The organism is Bradyrhizobium sp. AZCC 2230 (genome assembly GCF_036924495.1).
Classification (GTDB): domain Bacteria; phylum Pseudomonadota; class Alphaproteobacteria; order Rhizobiales; family Xanthobacteraceae; genus Bradyrhizobium; species Bradyrhizobium rifense.
In genome coordinates this window covers 8,304,843-8,323,700 of record NZ_JAZHRS010000001.1, presented here as the reverse complement: position 1 = coordinate 8,323,700, position 18,858 = coordinate 8,304,843, and the positions used below count along the sequence as shown (strand labels likewise).

The window sequence follows — 18,858 nt, the reverse complement described above, 5'->3', positions numbered from 1 at the left end:
ATAAAAAACAACGAGGAACGCTCCCATGACGTCCAGCTTCGATTTCGCGCCCCTGTTTCCCGCAGGGCTGCCGGCCCCTTCTGCGCGCTGGACGGGCCTTGCCAAATACAGCTTTGTCGGCGGCAACAACGATTCAGAGCAGCTACCGCTCGACGAGCTGATCGAGGCCGCCAATCAGGCCCTGCGGCGCGAGGGTCGGTCGCTCGCGACTTACGGGCTTGCGCACGGTCCGCAGGGTTACGTGCCCCTGCGCGAATTCCTGGTGGCAAAACTGAAGCGCGATGCCGGCATCAGCTGCACGGTCGACGATCTCATGATCGTCTCCGGCTCGCTCCAGGCGCTCGATCTCGTCAACAACACGCTGCTTTCGCGCGGCGACACCGTGATCGTCGAACAGGAAACGTATCAGGGATCGCTGCAGCGGCTGACGCGGCTGGGCGTGAACACCATCGGCATCCCCCTCGACGACGACGGCATGCGCATGGACGCGCTGGCCGCGACGCTGGCCGAGCTGAAGGTTCGCGGCATCCGGCCAAAATACATCTACACGATTCCGACCGTGCAGAATCCGACCGGCAGCATCATGCCAGAGACCCGCCGCGTCGAGTTGCTGCGGTTGTCGGCCGAGTATGGCGTGCCTGTGTTCGAGGACGATTGCTATGCCGACCTCATCTGGTCGGGGCAAAGGCCGCCCGCGATTCACGCCTTGAGCAAGCACGGCGGCGTGATCCATATCGGCTCGTTCTCGAAGTCGATCGCGCCGGCGTTGCGCGTCGGCTTCATCGTGGCGCCCTGGGATGTGATGTCGCGGATGCTGGCGCTGAAGACGGATGCCGGCTCCGGCGCGCTGGAGCAGATGGTGCTCGCCACCTATTGCAAGCCGCATTTCGCCAGCCACGTGCCGGCCCTGACGAAAACACTGCGCACCAAGCTCGACACGCTGATGGAAGCCCTGAACGAGCAGTTCGGCACCGCAGCTGAATTCGAGGCGCCCAAGGGCGGCATCTTCCTCTGGGTGAAGCTCCCCGACCAGGTCGATACGCTCAAGCTCTCACAGGCAGCACTTGCCGCCGGCGTCTCGATCAATCCCGGACCGGAATGGTCGACCAACAAGGGCCACTCGGGCTCGCGCCTGCGGCTGTGCTTTGCGAGCCCCTCGCATCAGCAGATCCGCGAAGGCGTCGCCGTGCTGGCGGAGGTCTGCCGCAAGGAGTTCGGCGTGCCGGCCCGCAGCGCCAATGTGGAGAAGCGCGCCTGACGCCAGGCGTCAGCCCCTGCTGGACCACCCGCAAGAGAATGATAGACTTCCGCCTCGATTGAGGCGGGGCTTTTCAGGACATGACGCGTTGCTCGGGCCGCTGGATGGCAGCGGCGGTGCTTTGGATTGCGTTGACGTCGCTCGCGCGCGCCGAGACGCTTGCGGCGACGGTCGAGCAATGGGGCTTGCTCGGCTCATGGGCGGTCGACTGCGCTGTCGGTCCCGACCGCGACAAGGGCGCACTGCTCACCTACGAAATCCGGAAGGACGGCCGGGTGATGTACCGGCGCAATTTCGGCGACGCCAAGGACGAGAACGAGGTGGTGTCGGCCACGGTCAACGCCGAAGGCCTGCTCAATGTGATGGTGTACTTCCCCTCGTTGCAGCAGACGCGGGAGTTCGGACTGCTGCTCTCAGAGCAAGGTAGCCTGCGCGCGATCTACAATCGCAGCGAGCGCGGCGCGTACACGATCCGGGACGGCAAATACGTCAAGACCGGCGAGCCGACGCCTCTGCAACAGCGCTGCGATTAGCTTTTACGTTTGAGCATGATCTTTTCCGGAAAACCGCGGCACACTTTTTCGGATCATGCTTTGATCCTGAATATCCATTCAGAATTCTCTTCCCGTTGCTCCGGAACGTTCGCACGTATCCGCCGTTCTCATTGGCAATACGTTGGAGGAGGACATCATGAAGAAACTTGGTTATGTGGTTGCAGCTCTCGGTGCGCTTGCGATCGTTGCACCGACGATGGCGAGTGCCGAGACGGTGGTGATCAAGGGCGGTCATCACGGCGGCTACGGCGCCCGCGCTGAAATGCGCGAGCATCGTGACAATGGCTGGCATCGTGGCTGGCACCATCACGACCACGTCGTGGTGGTCAAGCGTGGCCATCACCACATGTACTAATGCGCAACGCAACATGGAAATGGCCCCTCGCGGGGCCATTTCTTTGTGTTCTCGATTCTTCCTTCTCCCCTTGCGGGAGAAGGTGGCGCGAAGCGCCGGATGAGGGGTATCTCTCCGCGAATGCAGTACCGTAGGGTGGGCAAAGCGAAGCGTGCCCACGATGTGTGACATTCGGTTAGCGATGGTGGGCACGGCGCAAGTGCGCCTTTGCCCACCCTACGAGTCCGAGCTAGCGGATAGAGATCAACCTAATCCCATGCCGGCGCAAAGCCGGGATTGACGCAGCGCTTGTCCTTCGGAAGCGCGGCGATCTTCTTGCGGTCGACATCGTCGAGCGTGATCTTCAGCGCGTCCAGATTGGCCTGCTGGCTCTCGCGGCGAGACGCCTTCGGGATCGCGGCGACGCCATCCTGGTCGAGCAGCCATTTCAGCGCGACTTGCGCGGCGCTCGCATTGTGCCTGGCGCCGATCTCGGCGAGTACCGGATCGGATGCAACGCGGCCCTGCGCGAGCGGGCAATAGGCGACAAGCGGGATCGACTTGGCGTTGAGATAGGCCAGCACCTTCGACTGATCCAGCATCGCGTGATATTCGATCTGGTTGCAGGCGATCGGCGCCTTGACGTCCTCGACTGCGATCTTGAGCAGCGCCGTGGTGAAATTGGCAACGCCGATCGCCCGCGTGCGCCCCTCGTCCTTCAGCTTCATCAGGGTCTCGAACACCGCGCCCCAATTCGCCGACTTCGACGGCCAGTGCACGAGATAGAGATCGACGTGGTCGAGCCCCAATTTACTCAGGCTGGCATCGAAGGCGCGGCTGATCGCATCCGGCGCCAGATTCTCGTGCCAGACTTTGGTCGTAACGTGCAGTTCGCCACGCGGCACGCCGGCCGCAGCGAGCGCGGCGCCGATGGCTTCCTCGTTGGCATACATCTCGGCGGTGTCGACGTGGCGATAGCCGATCGACAGCGCGCTCTCGACCGCGGCGCGGCAGGCATCGCCCTGCATGCGGAAGGTTCCGAGGCCGAGCTTGGGCATGCTGATGCCCTGTGTTTTCAGATTGTCCATTGAACAGGCTCCTGAGTATCTCAGCCCGCCGGATGCGCGCGGCGATGCCGCGTGAGCAGACTCTTCGGTAATGGAAAAGAGGTGGCGGGAGCGGACACTATAGCGCGGCAGGCGCGCGGCGGCCAATCACGAATGCTGCGCAACCATAGCCGGGCGCGCCTGCGGCTGCGGCACGATGTCGACCGACCAGAGGTCGCGGTTGTCGACGTCCTTCAAGGTCACCGTCATCACGCCGCTTGTGCCGTCGATGTCGACGCGACCGAAGAACTGCAGGCCGAAGGAGGGTGCCAGGTTCTCGCCCTGGGCCTCGCTGCAGCCGTTCCGGTACATCGCGACGGGGCCAAACGTGTTGTCGAGCTCGCCGGGCCCCCAGGTGCCGGCGTGGAGGGGACCGGAGACGAATTCCCAGAACGGTTCGAAATCGCAAAACTGCGCCTTGTTCGGATCGTAATAATGCGCGGCGGTGTAGTGCATGTCGGCGGTGAGCCAGACGATGTTACGAACAGAAGCGCGCTTGATGAACGCAAGCAGATCGGCGATTTCATGCTCGCGCCGGTCTGGCGGGCCGTCGCCGAGTGCGACGGCATCGAGGCTGATCAGCCCGATCGGCAGATCTGCCGCGATCACCTTCCAGGTCGCGCGCGAGGCAGCGAGTTCCCGCTTCAACCAGGCGAGCTGCTCGGCGCCCAGAATCCAGCCGCGATGATCGTTGCCCTTGTTCCAGGTCTCGTCGCGATAGCTGCGCATGTCGATCATGAAGACGTCGAGCAGCGGGCCGTAGGCGATCTTGCGATAGACCCGCCCCTGCCGCGCGCCGATGTCGCGGATCGGCATGAAGTCGAAGAAGGCACGGCGGGCGCGCGCGACCAGGCGCGGGGTGCCGTCGTCCTCGTGGCCGGATTCGTCATAGCTGCCGGTCGGCGACCAGTCGTTGGTGACCTCGTGATCGTCCCATTGCGCGAGTATCGGCACTTGCGCATGGAAGGCGCGGAAGTTCTCGTCGAGGTGATTGTATTTGTAGTTGCCGCGGAACTGAGCCAGCGTGTGCGCGACTTGCGCTTTCTCCTCGGTCACGACGTTGCGCCAGATCTCGCCATTCGGCAGCGTCTGCTCGGACGGAATCGTGCAGTCGGCATAGATGTGATCGCCGGAGTGGATGAAGAAATCCGGACGATTGTCGAGCATGGTGCGATAGCCGCGATAGCCGCCGCGGGAGATGTCGATGCCCCACCCCTGCCCCGCGACATCGCCTGACCACAGGAACGAGATCGACTGCCCCTCGGCCGGCGCGGTGCGGAAATGGCCGACGCGGCTTTCGCCGGCGATGCCGGTGGCGATGTCGTCGAACCGCACGCGGTAGAAGATGTCCTGTCCACGCGGTAGATCGTCGAGCTGCAGTTTTGCGGTGAAGTCTGCGTCGGGCAGAGCGTCGCGCGACGCCGACGCGATGATGGTCCTAAAACTCTCGACCGTCGAGCATTCCACCTGCATGCGCGCAGGCCGATCCGCGCGCGCCCAGATCACGGCAGAGCCGTCCGACACGTCGCCGGACTGGATGCCACCCGCCATCTGCGGGCGATCGGCGGCGCGGCTGATGCGCGGCTTTGCGAGCGAGGCGATGGCAAGGCTGGATGTGGAGCGGACCAGGAACTGTCGCCGGGTCCATGCGCGCGAAGCGCGGAGCGTTGCCATTCAGGAGACCTTCGTCGAATCGCGACGGAAGGTGCCTGCGCCGTTTGACTCCCGGCTTACGGTTTCTTGACTCCCCGCCTACGGTTTTGCGACGCGGAGATGACGGGCCGAACTGCGGCTGTGGGTGACGGTCTGCTCCCTCCCCCGCTTGCGGGGGAGGGTTGGGGAGAGGGTATCTCCGCGTTGGGATTGTTGAGAATTTGCCGAGTATGTCCCTGCGTGGCGAGAGCCCTCACCCGCCGCGCTCGGGACGATGCTTCGCATCGCCCGGGGCGCGTCGGCCTCTCCCGCAAGCGGGAGAGGCGGAGCAAGTCCCGCGACAATCCACTTGAAAGAATATGCGATTGCCCTGCTTTGCGGGGCGAGGTGACGAAAGAACGACGCGACTAATGCTTCCAATTGCAGATGCCGCCGGAACGACACGGCCAGGTCTGGATGCGGGTGTCCATCGCCTGCGCGTCCAGCAGATTGCCGTGGCGATGCGCGAGCCTGGTGCGTGCTGCGCCACGCGGCTCTGCGCTCTTCGTGTGAGCGATCTTCGGCTCGGACACATGCACGCGCTCGGCCGCGACCTTCCTCGGCACGTCAACCGGCTCGGCACGGGCCCGCGCCTCGTTGCCGCCCTTCGCCTCCAGCGCCACCGGAGCGAATTGCGTCTCGGGCCCGAGCCGCTTCGGCGACAGGACTGCCTTGGAGAGATCGAGACCGAGATATTCGTCAGGCTTGTAGTCGTCAGCGCGCGCGATGCCGCCCCATGCGAGCACGAGGGCGATGGCAACTGCAAAAGGAACGCTTTTCAGGACCACGGACGCCTCCTGAAATTGATTGTTAAGGAGTAATTTACTCCTATTTAGGAGGCGTCGCGTGCAATTCCAGCGGTCAACTACCGCCTTGGTTAAGAAGTTTGGCGGTGTCAGGCGACTTTTCTTGCCGTTCCCGTACCCTCCAGGAACCCCATAAGCCGGCTGCGGATGATTTGTTCCGCCTCGGTCATGATGCGATCGACGAGTTCCTTGCAGGTGGGGATGTCGTGGATGAGACCTGCGACCATGCCGCAGCTCCAGGCGCCGGCATCCATCTGCCCGTCCAGCATGACCTTGGGATAAACGCCCGCAACCTGGTCGTGGATGTCGTCGATCGTAAGCTTGTCGCCCTTGGCATGCTCGATCTCGAGCAGGCGATCGACATTGGCGTTCTTCAGCACGCGCTCGGTGTTGCGCAGGGCCCGCATGATCAGGCGGGTGTCGAGCTCGGTCGCCGCGACCAGCGCGTTCTTCACGTTCTGATGGACAGGCGCTTCCTTGGTGGCGATGAAGCGCGTGCCCATGTTCATGCCGGCCGCACCCAGCGACAGCACTGCGACGAGGCTGCGCCCATCGGCCATGCCGCCGGAGGCCACGAACGGGATCTTCAACTCCTCCGCCGCGCGAGGCAGCAGGATCATGTTGGGAATGTCGTCCTCGCCGGGATGACCGCCGCACTCAAAACCGTCGACGCTGACGGCGTCGCAGCCGATGCGCTCGGCCTTCAGCGAATGACGCACCGAGGTGCATTTGTGGATCACCTTGATGCCGGCCGCCTTCAGCGCCGGCATGTAGGCTTCCGGGCTGCGGCCCGCGGTCTCCACCGCCTTGATGCCGCCCTCGACGATGGCCGCGATGTATTCCGGATAGGGCGGCGCGGCGAAGGTCGGCAGGAAGGTGAGGTTCACACCGAACGGCTTGTCGGTCATCTCGCGGCAGCGGGCGATCTCCTTGGCGAGCAGCTCCGGTGTCTTCTGCGTGAGGCCGGTGATGATGCCGAGCCCGCCGGCATTGGAGACGGCGGCGGCTAACTCCGCAAAGCCAACGAAATGCATGCCGCCCTGGATGATGGGGTGCTCGATGCCGAACAGTTCGGTGATCGCGGTCTTCACTTAAATTACCTCCCGGAATTTTGCCGATGTTGAGATCAGTCTAACTGTAGTTTAGTCCCGCGGTCACCATTTCTCGCCGAACGGGCGGATCTCCATCTCGAAGGTCCAGGCACTCTTCGGCTGCTGATAGAGCTGCCAATAGGAGTCAGCCACCGACGACGGCGGCATCAGCAGATCGGGATTGTCGAGCGCCTCCTTGCCCCACAGCTGCTCTCGGCGCTCCCGCACCCAAGCCGTGTCGACGCCGGAATCGATGATGAGATGGGCGACGTGAATGTTCTTCGGCCTGAGCTCGCGCGCCATCGCCTGCGCCACCGCACGCAGTCCGAACTTGGCGCTGGCAAAGGCTGCAAAGCCGCTGCCGCCACGCAAGGACGCGGTTGCGCCGGTGAAGAAGATCTTGCCGCCGCCGTGCGGCAGCATCAGCCGTGCGGCTTCGCGGCCGGCGAGGAAGCCGGAATAGCAGGCCATCTCCCAGACTTTTCGAAACACACGCTCGGTGGTGTCGAGGATCGGGAAATTGACGTTAGCGCCGACATTGAAGATGCAGACCTCCAGCGGCGCGTGCTTGTCGGCGTCGTCGAGGAAGGAGATGATCTCCTCCTCCTTCCGTGCGTCGAGCGAGCGCGCGTGGATCTCGCCGCCGGCGGCTTCGATGTCCTGCACCAGCGGCGCGAGCTTGTCGCCGTTGCGACGGCCCGCATAGATCGAAAAGCCTTCGGCGGCGAATTTCTTGGCAATCTCGGAGCCGATGAAATCGCCGGCCCCGATCACGGCGGCTGTCGCGTTTCGCTTGGGCAAGGTCGCCTCCTCCGGTGAGAGCATGTGATTGGGCCGGAGGCTATAGTTCTAAAATAGAACTGTCAAACTTAACCGCTGAATGCTATTCTCTAATACAAATATCGCTGGCCATTCAAGTCAGTGCCTTTTTCTGACTTACTAACCCATGCGGGAAAACCGGATATGAAGTGGGATACGCTGGACGAGGAGCCCTGCTCGCTCTCCCGCACCGTCGCCGCGGTCGGCGACCGCTGGACGCTTCTCATCCTGCGCGAATGCTTCCTGCGCGTGCGCCGCTTCGAAGCGTTTCAGTCCTCGCTCCAGATCACGCGGCATCTTCTCTCGGAGCGCCTGAAGAAGCTGGTCCGCTTCGGCATCCTGCGCCGCGTGCCCTATTCCGAGGCGCCGAAGCGCTACGAATACATCCTCACGCAGAAGGGGCTCGACCTCTACCCGATCATCATGGCGATGGTGCATTGGGGCGACACCCACATGGGCGACGAGCGCGGCCGCCCGCTGCTGCACGAGCACAAGAGCTGCGGCAAGCTGTTCGACCCGGTGATGGTGTGCTCGGAATGCGGCGAGCCGCTGCATGCGAAGCAGGTGCACGTGCATGCGGGGCCGGGACGGCCAAAGGCGATTGCTTAGGTAGCTCCAAACACAGCTGTCATGCCCCGGCTTGACCGGGGCATCCAGTACGCCGTGACGTCTCCGTATCCCCCAACCGTCTCTGGAATACTGGATCGCCCGCCTTCGCGGGCGATGACACTGAGGTTGTCGCGTCCTCAATGCCCCTTCGCCGGCGCGCTCAGATCAATCGGGCGCAGCACTGCCGCGGTCGGGATCATCAGCACGGCAATGATGGCCAGCGTCCAGAACACGTCGATGTAAGCGAGGAAGTCGACCTGCTGCTGCAAGGTCTGGCCGACCCAGGCGACCGCCTGCGAGGCCGCGTCGCTCGCATTCGAGCCCTGGGCCTGGAAGTAGCGCGTCATCGCGTCGATGGTTTGCTGATAGCCGAGATCGGACGGCGCAGCATGCTCGATCAGGCGGCTCTGGTGGAATTGCTGGCGCTGCGCCAGAACCGTCTGCGCCAGCGCCACGCCCATGGAGCCGCCGATGTTGCGGGCGACGTTGATCAGTGCGGAGGCCTGGTTGGTCTTGTCCGGCGGCACGCCGTCATAGGACGCGGTCGTGACCGGCAGGAACAGGAAAGGAAGGCCAATCGCGAGGAAAATGCGCGACAGCGCGGCATAGCCATAGGTGATATCGCCGGTCAGCCCCGTGAGATGCCACATCGAGAACGCGACCACCGTGGCGCCGAACATGATGAGATATTTCGGCTGCACCGCGCTGACGAGGCGGCCGACCACCGGCATCAGCAACAAGGTGGCAATGCCGCCCGGTGACAACGCGAGACCGGCCAGCAGTGCCGTGTAGTTCAGCTCGGTCTGGAGCAGTTGCGGCAGGATCTGGGTCGTGGAGATCAGCACCGCGCCGGTGCCGAGCATGACCAGGAAGCAGGCTGCGAATTGACGCCGGCCGAGCAGGCGGAGATCGATGATGGGATCCTCGCGCGTCAGTTCCCACGGGATCAGCGCCAGCAGTGACGCTGCCGAAAGCACCGCGAAAAACACGATCATGTTGGAGCCGAACCAGTCGTTGCGCTGGCCTTCGTCGAGCACGTACTCGAGCGAGCCGAGCCCGATCGCGACCAGTGCGAAGCCGATATAGTCGACCCGCAGGCCCTTGCTCAGCAGCTTCTCCCTCTCCTCCTCCGCCCCCGATGGCTCCTTGACCAGCGTGCCGACCAGGAACAGGGAGAGCAGCCCCATCGGCACGTTGATCAGGAAGACCCAGTGCCAGCTGTAGGTATCGGTGATCCAGCCACCCAGCGTCGGGCCGATCACCGGCGCGACCACGACGGCGACGCCGTAGATGGCAAAGGCCTGGCCCCGCTTCTGCGGCGGAAAGGAGTCGGCGAGGATCGCCTGCTCGCTGGTCGCCATGCCGCCGCCGCCGAGACCCTGCAAGATGCGGAACAGCACCAGCGACTGCAAATTCCAGGCGAAGCCACACAACAACGACGAGACCGTGAAGGTCGCGACGCAGATCATGTAGAAGCGTTTGCGGCCGATGACGGTCGAGAGCCAGCCCGAGATCGACAGCACGATGGCGTTGGCGACGAGATAGCTGGTGATGACATAGGTGCTCTCGTCGATGCCGACTGCCAGACCTCCGGCGATGTGACGCAGCGCGACATTGGCGATGGTCGTGTCGAGCACCTCCATGAAGGTCGCGATCGAAACGACGAAGGCGATCAGATAGGGGTTGTGCCCGCCGGCCGCCGAGCGCTCCGGCGACCACCCTCCCGCGGAGGCTCCGCCTTCCGCGACGTCCGTCATCGCACCTTCGTCCAGGGCACCACCGACATGCCGGGACCAACCGGCAGATCGGCCGGCCAGTTGTCGACGACGATCTTCACCGGCACGCGCTGCACCACCTTGACGTAATTGCCGGTGGCGTTCTCCGCAGGCAACAGGCTGAAGGCAGTGCCAGAGCCCGGCTGCACGGAATCGACGTGGCCGGTCAGCTTGCGCCCGGGATAGGCATCAATCCGGATTTCGACGGGCTGGCCCGGCCGCATGTCGTTGAGCTGGGTTTCCTTGTAGTTGGCGACGATCCAGACCTCGTCGGGTACGAACATCATCAGACTCTGCCCTGCGGTGACAAAGGTGCCCTTGGCACCGCTGAGCTTGACGACGCGGCCGGACTGCACAGCGACGACACTGGTATATTGCAGGTTCAGGTTCGCCTGATCGAGCTGCGATTGCGACTGATCGAGTTGCGCGTTGGCGCCTTCGAGCTGAGCCTGAAGCGTCTTGATACCGAGTTGCGCGGCCGAGACCGCGGTCTTGGCGCGCTCGGTGTTCGCCTGCTGCGCCTGAAGATCCGAGCGGGTCTGCTGCTGGCGCTGCACGGTGCCGGCGCCCTTCTCGACCAGATCCTGTGCACGCGCAGATTCTTCCTGCGAGAACTGGAGCTGGGCCTGCGCCTGCTCGAGCTGCGCCTGGGTCTGCTTGATCTGCTCCTGCTGTGAGACGATCTGCGCCTCCACATTGGCGATGTTGGCCTTCGAGACCGCGACCTGCGCAGCCGCCTGTTCGACGGCGATCCGGTAGTCGCGCTCGTCGATTTTCGCCAGCAGATCACCCGCATTGACATGCTGGTTGTCGGTGACGGGGATGTCGGTCACGTAGCCGCCGACCTTCGATGCCACGGAAAAGCTGCGCGCGGCCACGAAGGCATCGTCGGTGGATTCGTAGTGACGGACCTCGAGCCAGTACAGCAGCCCGCCGACCAGCACCGCGATCAGCACGATCGCGAGCAGCCAGTGGTCGCGGAGGCGCTCGCGCAGCGACGGCGCCGGCTTCTTCGACCGGTCCTTAGCTGTCTGATCAGGAGACGTCTTTGGAGCTTCCTTCGCCCTCTGCGGCTGCTCCGCGGACGGCTCACGCTCCCGTGTTTGAGCATCCACGGCGAACACCTCTCGGGACTAAAGCGGCAGCATGCGGCTGAGCCTGCTTTGCGCGCCGCAGGCCCAACCGCAGCACCGACGCATGGTTCCGGCTCGGGGAGCACCCCTGTCATTCGTGAATGCATTGCGCAAAAAAAGAAGCGCGGCACCATCGGAGCCGCGCTTCACGAATTGCCTGCGCACTCAGTGCGTCTTGGTCTCGTGCCACTTCTCCAGGTCGGGCTTTTTCTCACCCGACTTCTGCTCCTTCTCCGGATTGCCCTTCCAGGGCTTGTCCGTCTGGGCGTGCGATCCCCAGTCGTTCTGCTGCCGAGGATCGTCGGTCGGCTTTTCCTTGCTCATCGCATCTCCCTTTCCATGGCGCTCAAGCGAAGGGAACGCCGTAATAGGAGTTGATGCCACGAACCGCGGCGTCATCACCCCAGTTCCAGTCGCTGCGTTCACCATATCTGGGCGCACCTTCGAGCGACTTCGCGGTGATCCCGGCGACGTAGCCGCCGAGTTCGGTATCGTACTTCAGCGACTGCCAGGGCAAGGGATAGTGATCGTTGCCGAGGCCCAGAAATCCACCGAAGCCGAGGACGGCGTAGGATACCTTGCCGCTGACCTTGTCGATCATCACGCGTTCGATCGAACCGATCTTGTTCCGATCCGCGCCATAGACCGACGTTCCCTCGACCTTATCGCTGCCGATCAAACGGCCCATCTCGCCGCGATCCAGTTCGCCTTGATTCAACATCTTGTTTCTCCACTCAGCCGGTGTGTGGTGGATCAACCGCACGAAAGGGTGATCGTTCCAGAGGGCACTACCACCAAGCAGGAACATCGCCGGCAACGCGTTGTTCTTGATTGTCAGATCAGGAAACCGGGAGCACTCCACGATGTCCCAGACCGTCTCCGACTTCATCGTCCAGCGTCTGCATCAGTGGGGCGTGCGTCATATATTTGGTTATCCCGGTGATGGTATCAACGGCGTGTTCGGCGCGATGAACCGGGCGGAGACCAAGATCGAGTTTGTGCAGGCCAGGCACGAGGAGATGGCGGCGTTCATGGCCAGCGCCTATGCGAAGTTTTCCGGCGAGCTCGGCGTCTGTATCGCGACATCGGGGCCCGGCGCCTCGCATCTCATCACCGGCCTCTATGATGCGCTGCTCGATCACCAACCGGTGCTGGCGATCGTTGGCCAGCAGGCGCGAAACGCGCTCGGCGGCAGCTATCAGCAGGAACTCGATCTCGTCTCCATGTTCAAGGACGTCGCGGGCGCGTATGTCGCGCAGGCCTCCTCGTCCGCTCAAGTGCGCCATTTGATCGATCGCGCGGTGCGCATCGCGCTCGCACGCCGGGCGCCGACCGCGATCATCCTGCCTAACGACCTCCAGGAAGAGCCCTATGAAGGGCCGCCCCGCGCGCACGGCACCCTGCATTCCGGTGTCGGCTACAGTGCCCCGCGCGTGATGCCGCGCGAGGCCGAGCTCGATCATGCCGCGGAGGTGCTCAACGCCGGCAAGAAGGTCGCGATGCTGATCGGCGCCGGCGCGCTGCATGCCACCGACGAAGTGATCGCCGTGGCCGATCGTCTGTCCGCCGGCTGCGCCAAGGCGCTGCTCGGCAAGGCGGCGCTGCCGGACGACCTGCCATGGGTGACGGGATCGATCGGCCTGCTCGGCACCGAGCCCAGCTACAACATGATGATGGAATGCGACACGCTGCTGATGGTCGGCTCCGCATTCCCTTATGCGGAGTTCCTTCCAAAGGAAGGTGCTGCCCGCGGCGTGCAAATCGACATCGATGCCGGCATGACGTCGATCCGCTTTCCCATGGAGGTCAGCCTCGTCGGCGATGCCGCCGAGACATTGCGGAGCCTGCTGCCGCGGCTCGCGCCCAAGACAGACGGCGCGTGGCGCAAAGGCATCGAGGACGACGTCGCCAAATGGTGGAAGACGCTGGACGACCGCGCGCATCAGCCCGCAGCCCCCATCAATCCGCAGCTGGTCGCCTGGGAATTGTCGCCGCGGCTGCCCGAGCGCGCGATCATCACCAGCGATTCCGGCTCCTGCGCCAACTGGTTTGCGCGCGACCTCAGGATCCGGCGCGGCATGACGGCCTCGCTCTCCGGCGGCCTCGCCTCGATGGGCGCTGCGGTTCCTTACGCGCTCGCCGCGAAATACGCCCATCCGGACCGACCGGTGATCGCGCTGGTCGGCGACGGCGCGATGCAGATGAACAACATGGCCGAGCTGATCACCGCCGCGAAATACTGGCGATCCTGGCGCGATCCGCGCTTTATCGTCTGCGTCTTCAACAACGAAGACCTCAACCAGGTGACCTGGGAGCAGCGCATCATCAATGGCGACCCCAAATTCGAGGCCTCGCAGCGCATCCCGGACGTGCCCTATTCGCGCTTCGCGGAGATGATCGGCCTCACCGGTATTTTCGTCGACAGCCCGCAACTGCTCGGCTCGGCCTGGGAACAGGCGCTGGCAAGCGAGAAGCCTGTCGTGCTGGAGGTGAAGACCGATCCCGAGGTGCCGCCGCTGCCGCCGCACATCACGCTGCAGCAGGCCAAGAACTTCTCTCTCGCGCTGATGAAAGGTGATCCAAACGAGACCGGGGTAATCAAGGGGGCGGCCCGGCAGGTTCTCGAAAAGATCCTGCCCGGAAAGGAGTGAACTATGAGCGATTTTCGCGACATCCAGCACGGCGTCAACGATCCCGTCGATGGCGTCGACGTGAAGCGCCAGATCAACTCCAACCAGACCCCGCACGAGCGGGCGCAACATCATGCCGATGTGAGGTCGGTGCCTTCGGCATCTCCCGGAGAGCCGTTCCTGCCGGAACGGCTGCGGCGGAAGCCGACCGATCCGATCAATCCCCGCACCGGCCGCCATCCGACGGATTAGGAACATCGGCCCCGAGGCCGTGTTGATCGCCGCAAAGATCCGCGCGGCAGAGGCTGCGTGGCCAATCAGAGGGACCGGACCATGAAACGTACTGTCATCGCCTTTGCCTGCGTGCTTCTCGCAAGCCCAACGCTCGCCCAATCGCTCGGTGAGAAGACCGGCGTCAATTCGGCGCTCGGCGTTGCGCCGACCACCGCCGATTTCGTCAAGGAGGTCGCCGTCAGCGACATGTTCGAGATCGAATCGAGCAAGCTCGCCGAGCAGAAGGGCAACGCGCAGGAGAAGAGTTTTGCCCAGCAGATGGTAACCGACCACACCAAGACCAGCAGCGAACTGAAGGCCCTCGTCGGCAACGGCAAGGTGCAGGCAACGCTGCCGACGGCGTTGGACAGCTCGCACCAGAGCAAGCTCGACAAGCTCAAGGGCGCTACGGGCAAGGATTTCAGCTCGGACTTCGATTCCTACCAGACCAGCGCGCACGAAGGCGCAGTCTCACTGTTCGAGCGCTACGCCAAGGGCGGCGATAATGCCGCATTGAAGGACTGGGCCGGCAAGACGCTGCCGGCACTGCGCCACCACCTCGATATGGCACAGGAGCTCGGCAAGGCGCCGAGCGTTGGACAGGCCAAGTAAGCATTGATTGGGATGCCCGCCTCGCCGCGAGCGCAAAGCTCGCGGCTTCGCTGGCAAGTTCAACAGCGAAGGGAAATACGCTCATGGCCGAGCAGGACCTGATCGACCCCGTCACCCGCTATCCGAAGCCGCCGTTCAAGAAGCAGTCGCAGCCCTGGCCGGGCCTTGCCGGCAAGATGGAGCCACCGCCGGACCATGGCGAGACCAGCTACAAGGGCTCCGGCCGCCTCTCGGGCCGCAAGGCGCTGATCACCGGCGGCGATTCCGGCATGGGCCGCGCGGCCGCGATTGCCTATGCCCGCGAAGGCGCCGACGTCGCCATCAACTATCTGCCGGCGGAGGAGCCCGACGCGCAAGAGGTGATCGCGCTGATCAAGAAGGAGGGCCGCATCGGCCTCGCGATCGCCGGCGACCTCAAGGATGAAGCCTTCTGCAAGAAGCTGGTTCAACAGGCTGTGCAAGGCCTCGGTGGGCTCGACATCATCGTCAGCAACGCGGCGCGACAGCAGGCGCGCGCCTCCATCCTCGACGTTTCATCGGAAGATTTCGACGCGACCATGAAGACCAACATCTACGCGCCGTTCTGGATCATCAAGGCGGCGCTGCCGCATCTGAAGCCCGGATCCTGCATCGTCGGCACCACGTCCGAGCAGGCTTACGATCCCTCGCCCGATCTCTATGATTATGCGCAGACCAAGGCGGCGACGATGAATTACGTGAAGTCGCTCGCAAAGCAGCTCGCCTCCAGGGGCATCCGCGTCAACGGCGTTGCGCCGGGGCCGATCTGGACGCCGCTCCAGATTTCGGGCGGCGCCACCATGGAGAAGCTCGAAAAGTTCGGCGGCATGACGCCATTAGGCCGCCCTGGCCAGCCCGCCGAGCTTGCCTCGATCTATGTACAGCTTGCCGCGGCTGATGCGAGCTATGCGACCGGCCAGGTCTATGGCTCCGCGGGCGGATCGGGACAGCCGTAACGCCTGAGCTCAGGAACGATCGTCGGCGTTCGGCTTTACAAAACTGTCATAGAGAACCTTTCGCCGGCCTTGGATCAATGGCGCTCGTAACAGTCAAGCCAACACACATCGACATTGCGATCGCGAATGAAATCGCGGATCGCACCAACCCGAAGCTCGAGGAGACTGCCGAGGCGCTGACCTGGGGCGCAGATGAGCATCTGCTGCTCGCCTTCGCCGCTGCGGGTTGGCTCTACGCCAGGAATCGACCTGACGGAGAGCGCCGTGCGGCCAACCACATCCTCGCGGTGTCGCTGGTGACGGCGATACTTCCCCACATCCTCAAATCCACGTTCGATCAGGTCAGGCCCGATCGGCTGACGGTGCGAGGCCATCGCCGCGGCGTGCCTTACTCCGGACGGCCGCGCGATGCCTTTCCGTCCGGCCATGCCGTGCACATGGGTGCCCTTGCATCCGCCGCCGGCCTGCTGCCAACCGCCCGGCGACGTCTCGTGCGCTCCATCGCCATAGGACTTTCGCTGACGCGCATCGCTTTGCTTGCGCATTGGGCCAGCGATGTGGTCGCAGGCTTCACCCTGGGCATCGTCATCGAGCGGATGATGAGGCCGTGGACGCTCACGAGGACGCCCGCGGATCGGCGGGCACCATCATGACCGAGTACCTCCTCCGCTTCATCGCCGGCGGCGTGATCGTGTCCGCCTTCGCGATCCTCGGCGATATGTTGCGTCCCAAGAGTTTTAGTGGCCTCCTCGGCGCCGCGCCGTCGATCGCGCTGGCAACGCTGGGCATTGGTGTCGTCCAACACGGCCCGCAATATGCTGCGGCGGAAAGCCGGACCATGATCTACGGCGCGGTAGCCCTCGCCTGCTACAGTCTCGCCGTCTGCCATCTCCTGATGAGGTTTCGACTGGCGGCGCTACCTGCCACCATCATCGCTTCCGTCGTATGGTTTGCGGTTGCCTTTGCCCTGCTTGCGGGTGTTGGAGGCGCCGCGTGATGCTGGTCAAACTGTCGTCGTCGGCTCTGAAGCAAACACACTGGTATGAGTACGGCGTCCGCTTCGTGCTCGGCGGACTGGCGACGGTTTTCGCAGGGCTCGTGAGCGCACGCTTTGGCCTCGCCGTCGGCGGGCTCTTCCTCGCGCTACCGGCCATCTTCTGCGCCAGCGCGACGCTGATCGAAAGCCACGAGCGCCGAGCCAAAGAGAAGGCGGGCCTCTCGGGGCGGAGACGCGGGCAGCAGGCTGCAGCTCTCGATGCTGCGGGTGCCGGCCTTGGGAGCATCGGTCTTGCGGCGTTCGCTGCCACATTCTCCGCCCTGGTTGCGGCTAACGAGACCGGGGCATTCGCGGCCGCCATCCTGGTATGGGCGGCCGTCTCGGTGTCAGCGTGGTGGTTGAGGCGGAAGCTTCGTATCACCAGCCGCACCACGCTGGCTGATCGCTGAGGGTGATCAGCGAGAAGCCGCAGCCTCTCCCCGCAGCATCAAGAAACCATACATCTCGGCAGCAGTTTGAAGCTGATCGAGGCGGGCCAGAACGGAGTCGCGCTGATGACCGTCCGTCAGGCTCGCGAGCTCGTGCTCGAGCCGCAGCCTCTGCGAGTCGAGACGCTGTTCGAAAGTATGTGGCTCAGACCGTTTTCGCATCTTCTGTCCTTGGTGGTTGCAGGCCCGGGCTGTTGGCCCAGCGCTCGATCTGGTCGATGACCTTCTGGTGGCTTGGGCGCCTCGGCTTCTGCGCCTCCGGCTCTTCGGAAAGCTTGCGGGGTAACCTGACTTCATCCGTCATGGCCCATCTCCCTTTCCAAGAGAATGCGCCATTGCGGGAGTCGTTTCAAAATAACTTATTGATTTTATTGTGAAATTTTACTCATTTGGCGACGCTATCGACTCTTGTGGAACTCCCCTCAAGTTGGTCCGTTGAGTAAACTACTCAACCTGCACATTTTGCGTGATCGACCATGAACGACCTTCGCGCCGAGCGACTTCAGGTCATGCTCTCCCCGGAAGAACTGGCCGCCGTTGATGATTTCCGGTTCAAACATCGTATGCCGACGCGAGCGGCAGCGGTCCGCGAACTGCTCAAGTTCGGACTGGCTGCCGCCAGCGTCGATGCCGGGGCCGGCGTGAAGTCGAGCAGCTTCGGCGTGTTCGGCCGCGGCCCTGAGGGACACACGGGTGATCCTGAAGGCGGCAGCGGCGGCTGATTCAATCGCCCTCCGACAAAACAAAACGGCCCCGGCACGGTGGGTGCCGGAGCCGCTCTTGGAGATTGCTTCCGGCGCACCGGGGGCATGACAGCCGGAAGCAACCTGTCGACTCTTCGCGCGAAGATTCGTTCCTCGCGAGAATCTCTACCGCTTGATGACCCTCTAGCCGCTCGGCGCAGCGCCGGAATCGTCCGGCGTCATGCCCGAGCCCGGCGTCTTGCTGTTGTCGTTGAGCTTGGGATCGCGCGTCGCCTCACGCGACGGCGAGCTCTTTTGGTCCGTCTTGTGCACGGTTTGCGCGCGCTGCTTGTCGCGCGGCTGATCCTCTGCGCGCTTGTCCTTGACGATGCCGTGGTCGGAATGTGCCATGATGTCCTCTCGCCTGTTCCGATGCCTGAAGCGCCTACGCTCCGGTGCGTCGAATGTTCCGAACGCGCGAAAGGTATGCGACGCTAGCTATGCGCCGCATGCACCGCCACGGATGCGTTTTCCTGATGCACCTGCCGGACCGTCATCACTGTCGCGAACGCGACCGAAACGCCAAAGGCGAGAATGAGTGAGAGAAGTGCCAGACGTGGAGCCATCGCAAAACCTCCTTCTGGAATTTGGAAAATCAACGCGATCGACTATTCCCGGATGATGGCTGATCGGTGCCGCTCATTCCGTGAGCGGTCTCACACGCGGACACACGAAAACGAGAGCGGTCAGGCACTCTGGCTGTGCAGGATGCTGACCTTAACGGGCGGGACTTCGCCATCGAGCCAGTCCTGCTCTTTCGCCAAGGCCGTCCAGGCATCTGCCATGCGCGAATAGCGATTATAGGCGGGTTGCCCTTCCGAGCGCTCGGCCAATTGCAGGCAGTTCTCAGCGTTATCCCTGAAGATGTCGGACTGTTTCATGACTAAGACGTGGGCACGGAACACGCGTTCCGCAACCGCCCTTACAGGATCGTAACCTCCGCCGGAACTTCGCACGCTACCAG

Annotated in this window: 25 protein-coding genes; 12 read left to right on the top strand and 13 right to left on the bottom strand. The window is 63.5% G+C overall.

Features of this window, described 5'->3' with window-relative positions; all coding sequences use genetic code 11:
* Positions 1–25: 25 nt before the first annotated feature.
* The 3 genes from V1280_RS39700 to V1280_RS39690 all read left to right on the top strand — a co-directional run bounded on the left by V1280_RS39700 (position 26) and on the right by V1280_RS39690 (position 2,167).
* Positions 26–1,258 carry an aminotransferase-like domain-containing protein gene (locus V1280_RS39700; RefSeq protein WP_334536066.1) on the top strand — a complete coding sequence of 411 codons (1,233 nt, stop codon included), beginning with the start codon at positions 26–28 and terminating at the stop codon, positions 1,256–1,258.
* Between the two features lie 80 nt (positions 1,259–1,338).
* Positions 1,339–1,791: a hypothetical protein gene (locus V1280_RS39695; protein ID WP_334536064.1), complete on the top strand. Its 453-nt coding sequence runs from the start codon at positions 1,339–1,341 to the stop codon at positions 1,789–1,791.
* Positions 1,792–1,948: 157 nt separating this feature from the next.
* Positions 1,949–2,167 carry a hypothetical protein gene (locus V1280_RS39690; RefSeq protein ID WP_334536061.1) on the top strand — a complete coding sequence of 73 codons (219 nt, stop codon included), beginning with the start codon at positions 1,949–1,951 and terminating at the stop codon, positions 2,165–2,167.
* A 248-nt stretch (positions 2,168–2,415) separates the two neighbouring features.
* Here V1280_RS39690 and V1280_RS39685 read toward each other — a convergent pair whose 3' ends face one another.
* The 5 genes from V1280_RS39685 to V1280_RS39665 form a co-directional block, all read right to left on the bottom strand.
* Positions 2,416–3,234 carry an aldo/keto reductase gene (locus tag V1280_RS39685; RefSeq protein WP_334536059.1) on the bottom strand — a complete coding sequence of 273 codons (819 nt, stop codon included), beginning with the start codon at positions 3,232–3,234 and terminating at the stop codon, positions 2,416–2,418.
* Between the two features lie 126 nt (positions 3,235–3,360).
* On the bottom strand, positions 3,361–4,926 hold the full coding sequence (locus V1280_RS39680; protein ID WP_334536057.1) for an alkaline phosphatase D family protein: 1,566 nt from the start codon (positions 4,924–4,926) through the stop codon (positions 3,361–3,363).
* 386 nt (positions 4,927–5,312) lie between these two features.
* Positions 5,313–5,732, bottom strand: a complete 420-nt coding sequence (locus V1280_RS39675) for a hypothetical protein (protein ID WP_334536055.1) — start codon at positions 5,730–5,732, stop codon at positions 5,313–5,315.
* Between the two features lie 107 nt (positions 5,733–5,839).
* On the bottom strand, positions 5,840–6,841 hold the full coding sequence (locus tag V1280_RS39670; protein ID WP_334536053.1) for an NAD(P)H-dependent flavin oxidoreductase: 1,002 nt from the start codon (positions 6,839–6,841) through the stop codon (positions 5,840–5,842).
* A gap of 63 nt (positions 6,842–6,904) precedes the next feature.
* Positions 6,905–7,642 (bottom strand): SDR family oxidoreductase, encoded by a 738-nt coding sequence (locus V1280_RS39665; RefSeq protein WP_334536051.1) that lies wholly within the window; start codon positions 7,640–7,642, stop codon positions 6,905–6,907.
* A 162-nt stretch (positions 7,643–7,804) separates the two neighbouring features.
* Between V1280_RS39665 and V1280_RS39660 the strand changes: the two genes are divergently transcribed.
* Complete coding sequence (locus V1280_RS39660) at positions 7,805–8,269, top strand: winged helix-turn-helix transcriptional regulator (RefSeq protein ID WP_334536049.1); 465 nt, start codon at positions 7,805–7,807, stop codon at positions 8,267–8,269.
* Between the two features lie 137 nt (positions 8,270–8,406).
* Here V1280_RS39660 and V1280_RS39655 read toward each other — a convergent pair whose 3' ends face one another.
* From V1280_RS39655 to V1280_RS39640, 4 genes are all read right to left on the bottom strand, one after another.
* Positions 8,407–10,026: a DHA2 family efflux MFS transporter permease subunit gene (locus V1280_RS39655; protein WP_334536047.1), complete on the bottom strand. Its 1,620-nt coding sequence runs from the start codon at positions 10,024–10,026 to the stop codon at positions 8,407–8,409.
* Complete coding sequence (locus tag V1280_RS39650) at positions 10,023–11,159, bottom strand: HlyD family secretion protein (RefSeq protein ID WP_334536045.1); 1,137 nt, start codon at positions 11,157–11,159, stop codon at positions 10,023–10,025. Before V1280_RS39650 ends, V1280_RS39655 begins: the two co-directional genes overlap by 4 nt.
* A 183-nt stretch (positions 11,160–11,342) precedes the next feature.
* Positions 11,343–11,501, bottom strand: a complete 159-nt coding sequence (locus V1280_RS39645; RefSeq protein ID WP_334536043.1) for a hypothetical protein — start codon at positions 11,499–11,501, stop codon at positions 11,343–11,345.
* A 22-nt stretch (positions 11,502–11,523) separates the two neighbouring features.
* A complete protein-coding gene (locus tag V1280_RS39640) occupies positions 11,524–11,898 on the bottom strand; it encodes a PRC-barrel domain-containing protein (RefSeq protein WP_334538524.1) in 375 nt (124 codons plus the stop codon).
* Between the two features lie 142 nt (positions 11,899–12,040).
* Here V1280_RS39640 and V1280_RS39635 point away from each other — a divergent pair, with 142 nt between their 5' ends.
* The 7 genes from V1280_RS39635 (at position 12,041) to V1280_RS39605 (ending at position 17,112) form a co-directional block, all read left to right on the top strand.
* Positions 12,041–13,828, top strand: a complete 1,788-nt coding sequence (locus V1280_RS39635) for a thiamine pyrophosphate-requiring protein (protein WP_334536041.1) — start codon at positions 12,041–12,043, stop codon at positions 13,826–13,828.
* Between the two features lie 3 nt (positions 13,829–13,831).
* The gene (locus V1280_RS39630) at positions 13,832–14,059 is read left to right on the top strand and encodes a hypothetical protein (protein WP_334536039.1); all 228 of its coding nucleotides are present in this window, start codon (positions 13,832–13,834) and stop codon (positions 14,057–14,059) included.
* Between the two features lie 81 nt (positions 14,060–14,140).
* Complete coding sequence (locus V1280_RS39625) at positions 14,141–14,692, top strand: DUF4142 domain-containing protein (protein ID WP_334536037.1); 552 nt, start codon at positions 14,141–14,143, stop codon at positions 14,690–14,692.
* 83 nt (positions 14,693–14,775) lie between these two features.
* Positions 14,776–15,666, top strand: a complete 891-nt coding sequence (locus tag V1280_RS39620; RefSeq protein WP_334536035.1) for an SDR family oxidoreductase — start codon at positions 14,776–14,778, stop codon at positions 15,664–15,666.
* A 77-nt stretch (positions 15,667–15,743) separates the two neighbouring features.
* Complete coding sequence (locus V1280_RS39615; RefSeq protein WP_334536034.1) at positions 15,744–16,319, top strand: phosphatase PAP2 family protein; 576 nt, start codon at positions 15,744–15,746, stop codon at positions 16,317–16,319.
* Entirely contained in the window at positions 16,316–16,663 is a 348-nt protein-coding gene (locus V1280_RS39610) for a DUF3147 family protein (RefSeq protein ID WP_334536033.1), read from the top strand. Before V1280_RS39615 ends, V1280_RS39610 begins: the two co-directional genes overlap by 4 nt.
* Complete coding sequence (locus tag V1280_RS39605) at positions 16,663–17,112, top strand: DUF3147 family protein (RefSeq protein ID WP_334538522.1); 450 nt, start codon at positions 16,663–16,665, stop codon at positions 17,110–17,112. The genes V1280_RS39610 and V1280_RS39605 overlap by 1 nt, the downstream gene beginning before the upstream one ends.
* Before the next feature lie 184 nt (positions 17,113–17,296).
* Here the strand turns inward: V1280_RS39605 and V1280_RS39600 are convergent, their stop codons facing one another.
* The gene (locus tag V1280_RS39600) at positions 17,297–17,455 is read right to left on the bottom strand and encodes a hypothetical protein (RefSeq protein WP_334536032.1); all 159 of its coding nucleotides are present in this window, start codon (positions 17,453–17,455) and stop codon (positions 17,297–17,299) included.
* Between the two features lie 172 nt (positions 17,456–17,627).
* Between V1280_RS39600 and V1280_RS39595 the strand changes: the two genes are divergently transcribed.
* Entirely contained in the window at positions 17,628–17,873 is a 246-nt protein-coding gene (locus V1280_RS39595) for a hypothetical protein (RefSeq protein WP_334536031.1), read from the top strand.
* A 165-nt stretch (positions 17,874–18,038) separates the two neighbouring features.
* On the opposite strand, the gene V1280_RS39590 is transcribed toward V1280_RS39595, so the two are convergent.
* From V1280_RS39590 to V1280_RS39580, 3 genes are all read right to left on the bottom strand, one after another.
* Complete coding sequence (locus V1280_RS39590) at positions 18,039–18,245, bottom strand: hypothetical protein (RefSeq protein ID WP_334536030.1); 207 nt, start codon at positions 18,243–18,245, stop codon at positions 18,039–18,041.
* A gap of 83 nt (positions 18,246–18,328) precedes the next feature.
* Positions 18,329–18,460, bottom strand: coding sequence for a hypothetical protein (locus V1280_RS39585; protein WP_334536028.1), 132 nt, complete (start codon positions 18,458–18,460; stop codon positions 18,329–18,331).
* 120 nt (positions 18,461–18,580) lie between these two features.
* Positions 18,581–18,775, bottom strand: coding sequence for a hypothetical protein (locus tag V1280_RS39580; RefSeq protein WP_334536026.1), 195 nt, complete (start codon positions 18,773–18,775; stop codon positions 18,581–18,583).
* Between the last annotated feature and the right edge of the window lie 83 nt (positions 18,776–18,858).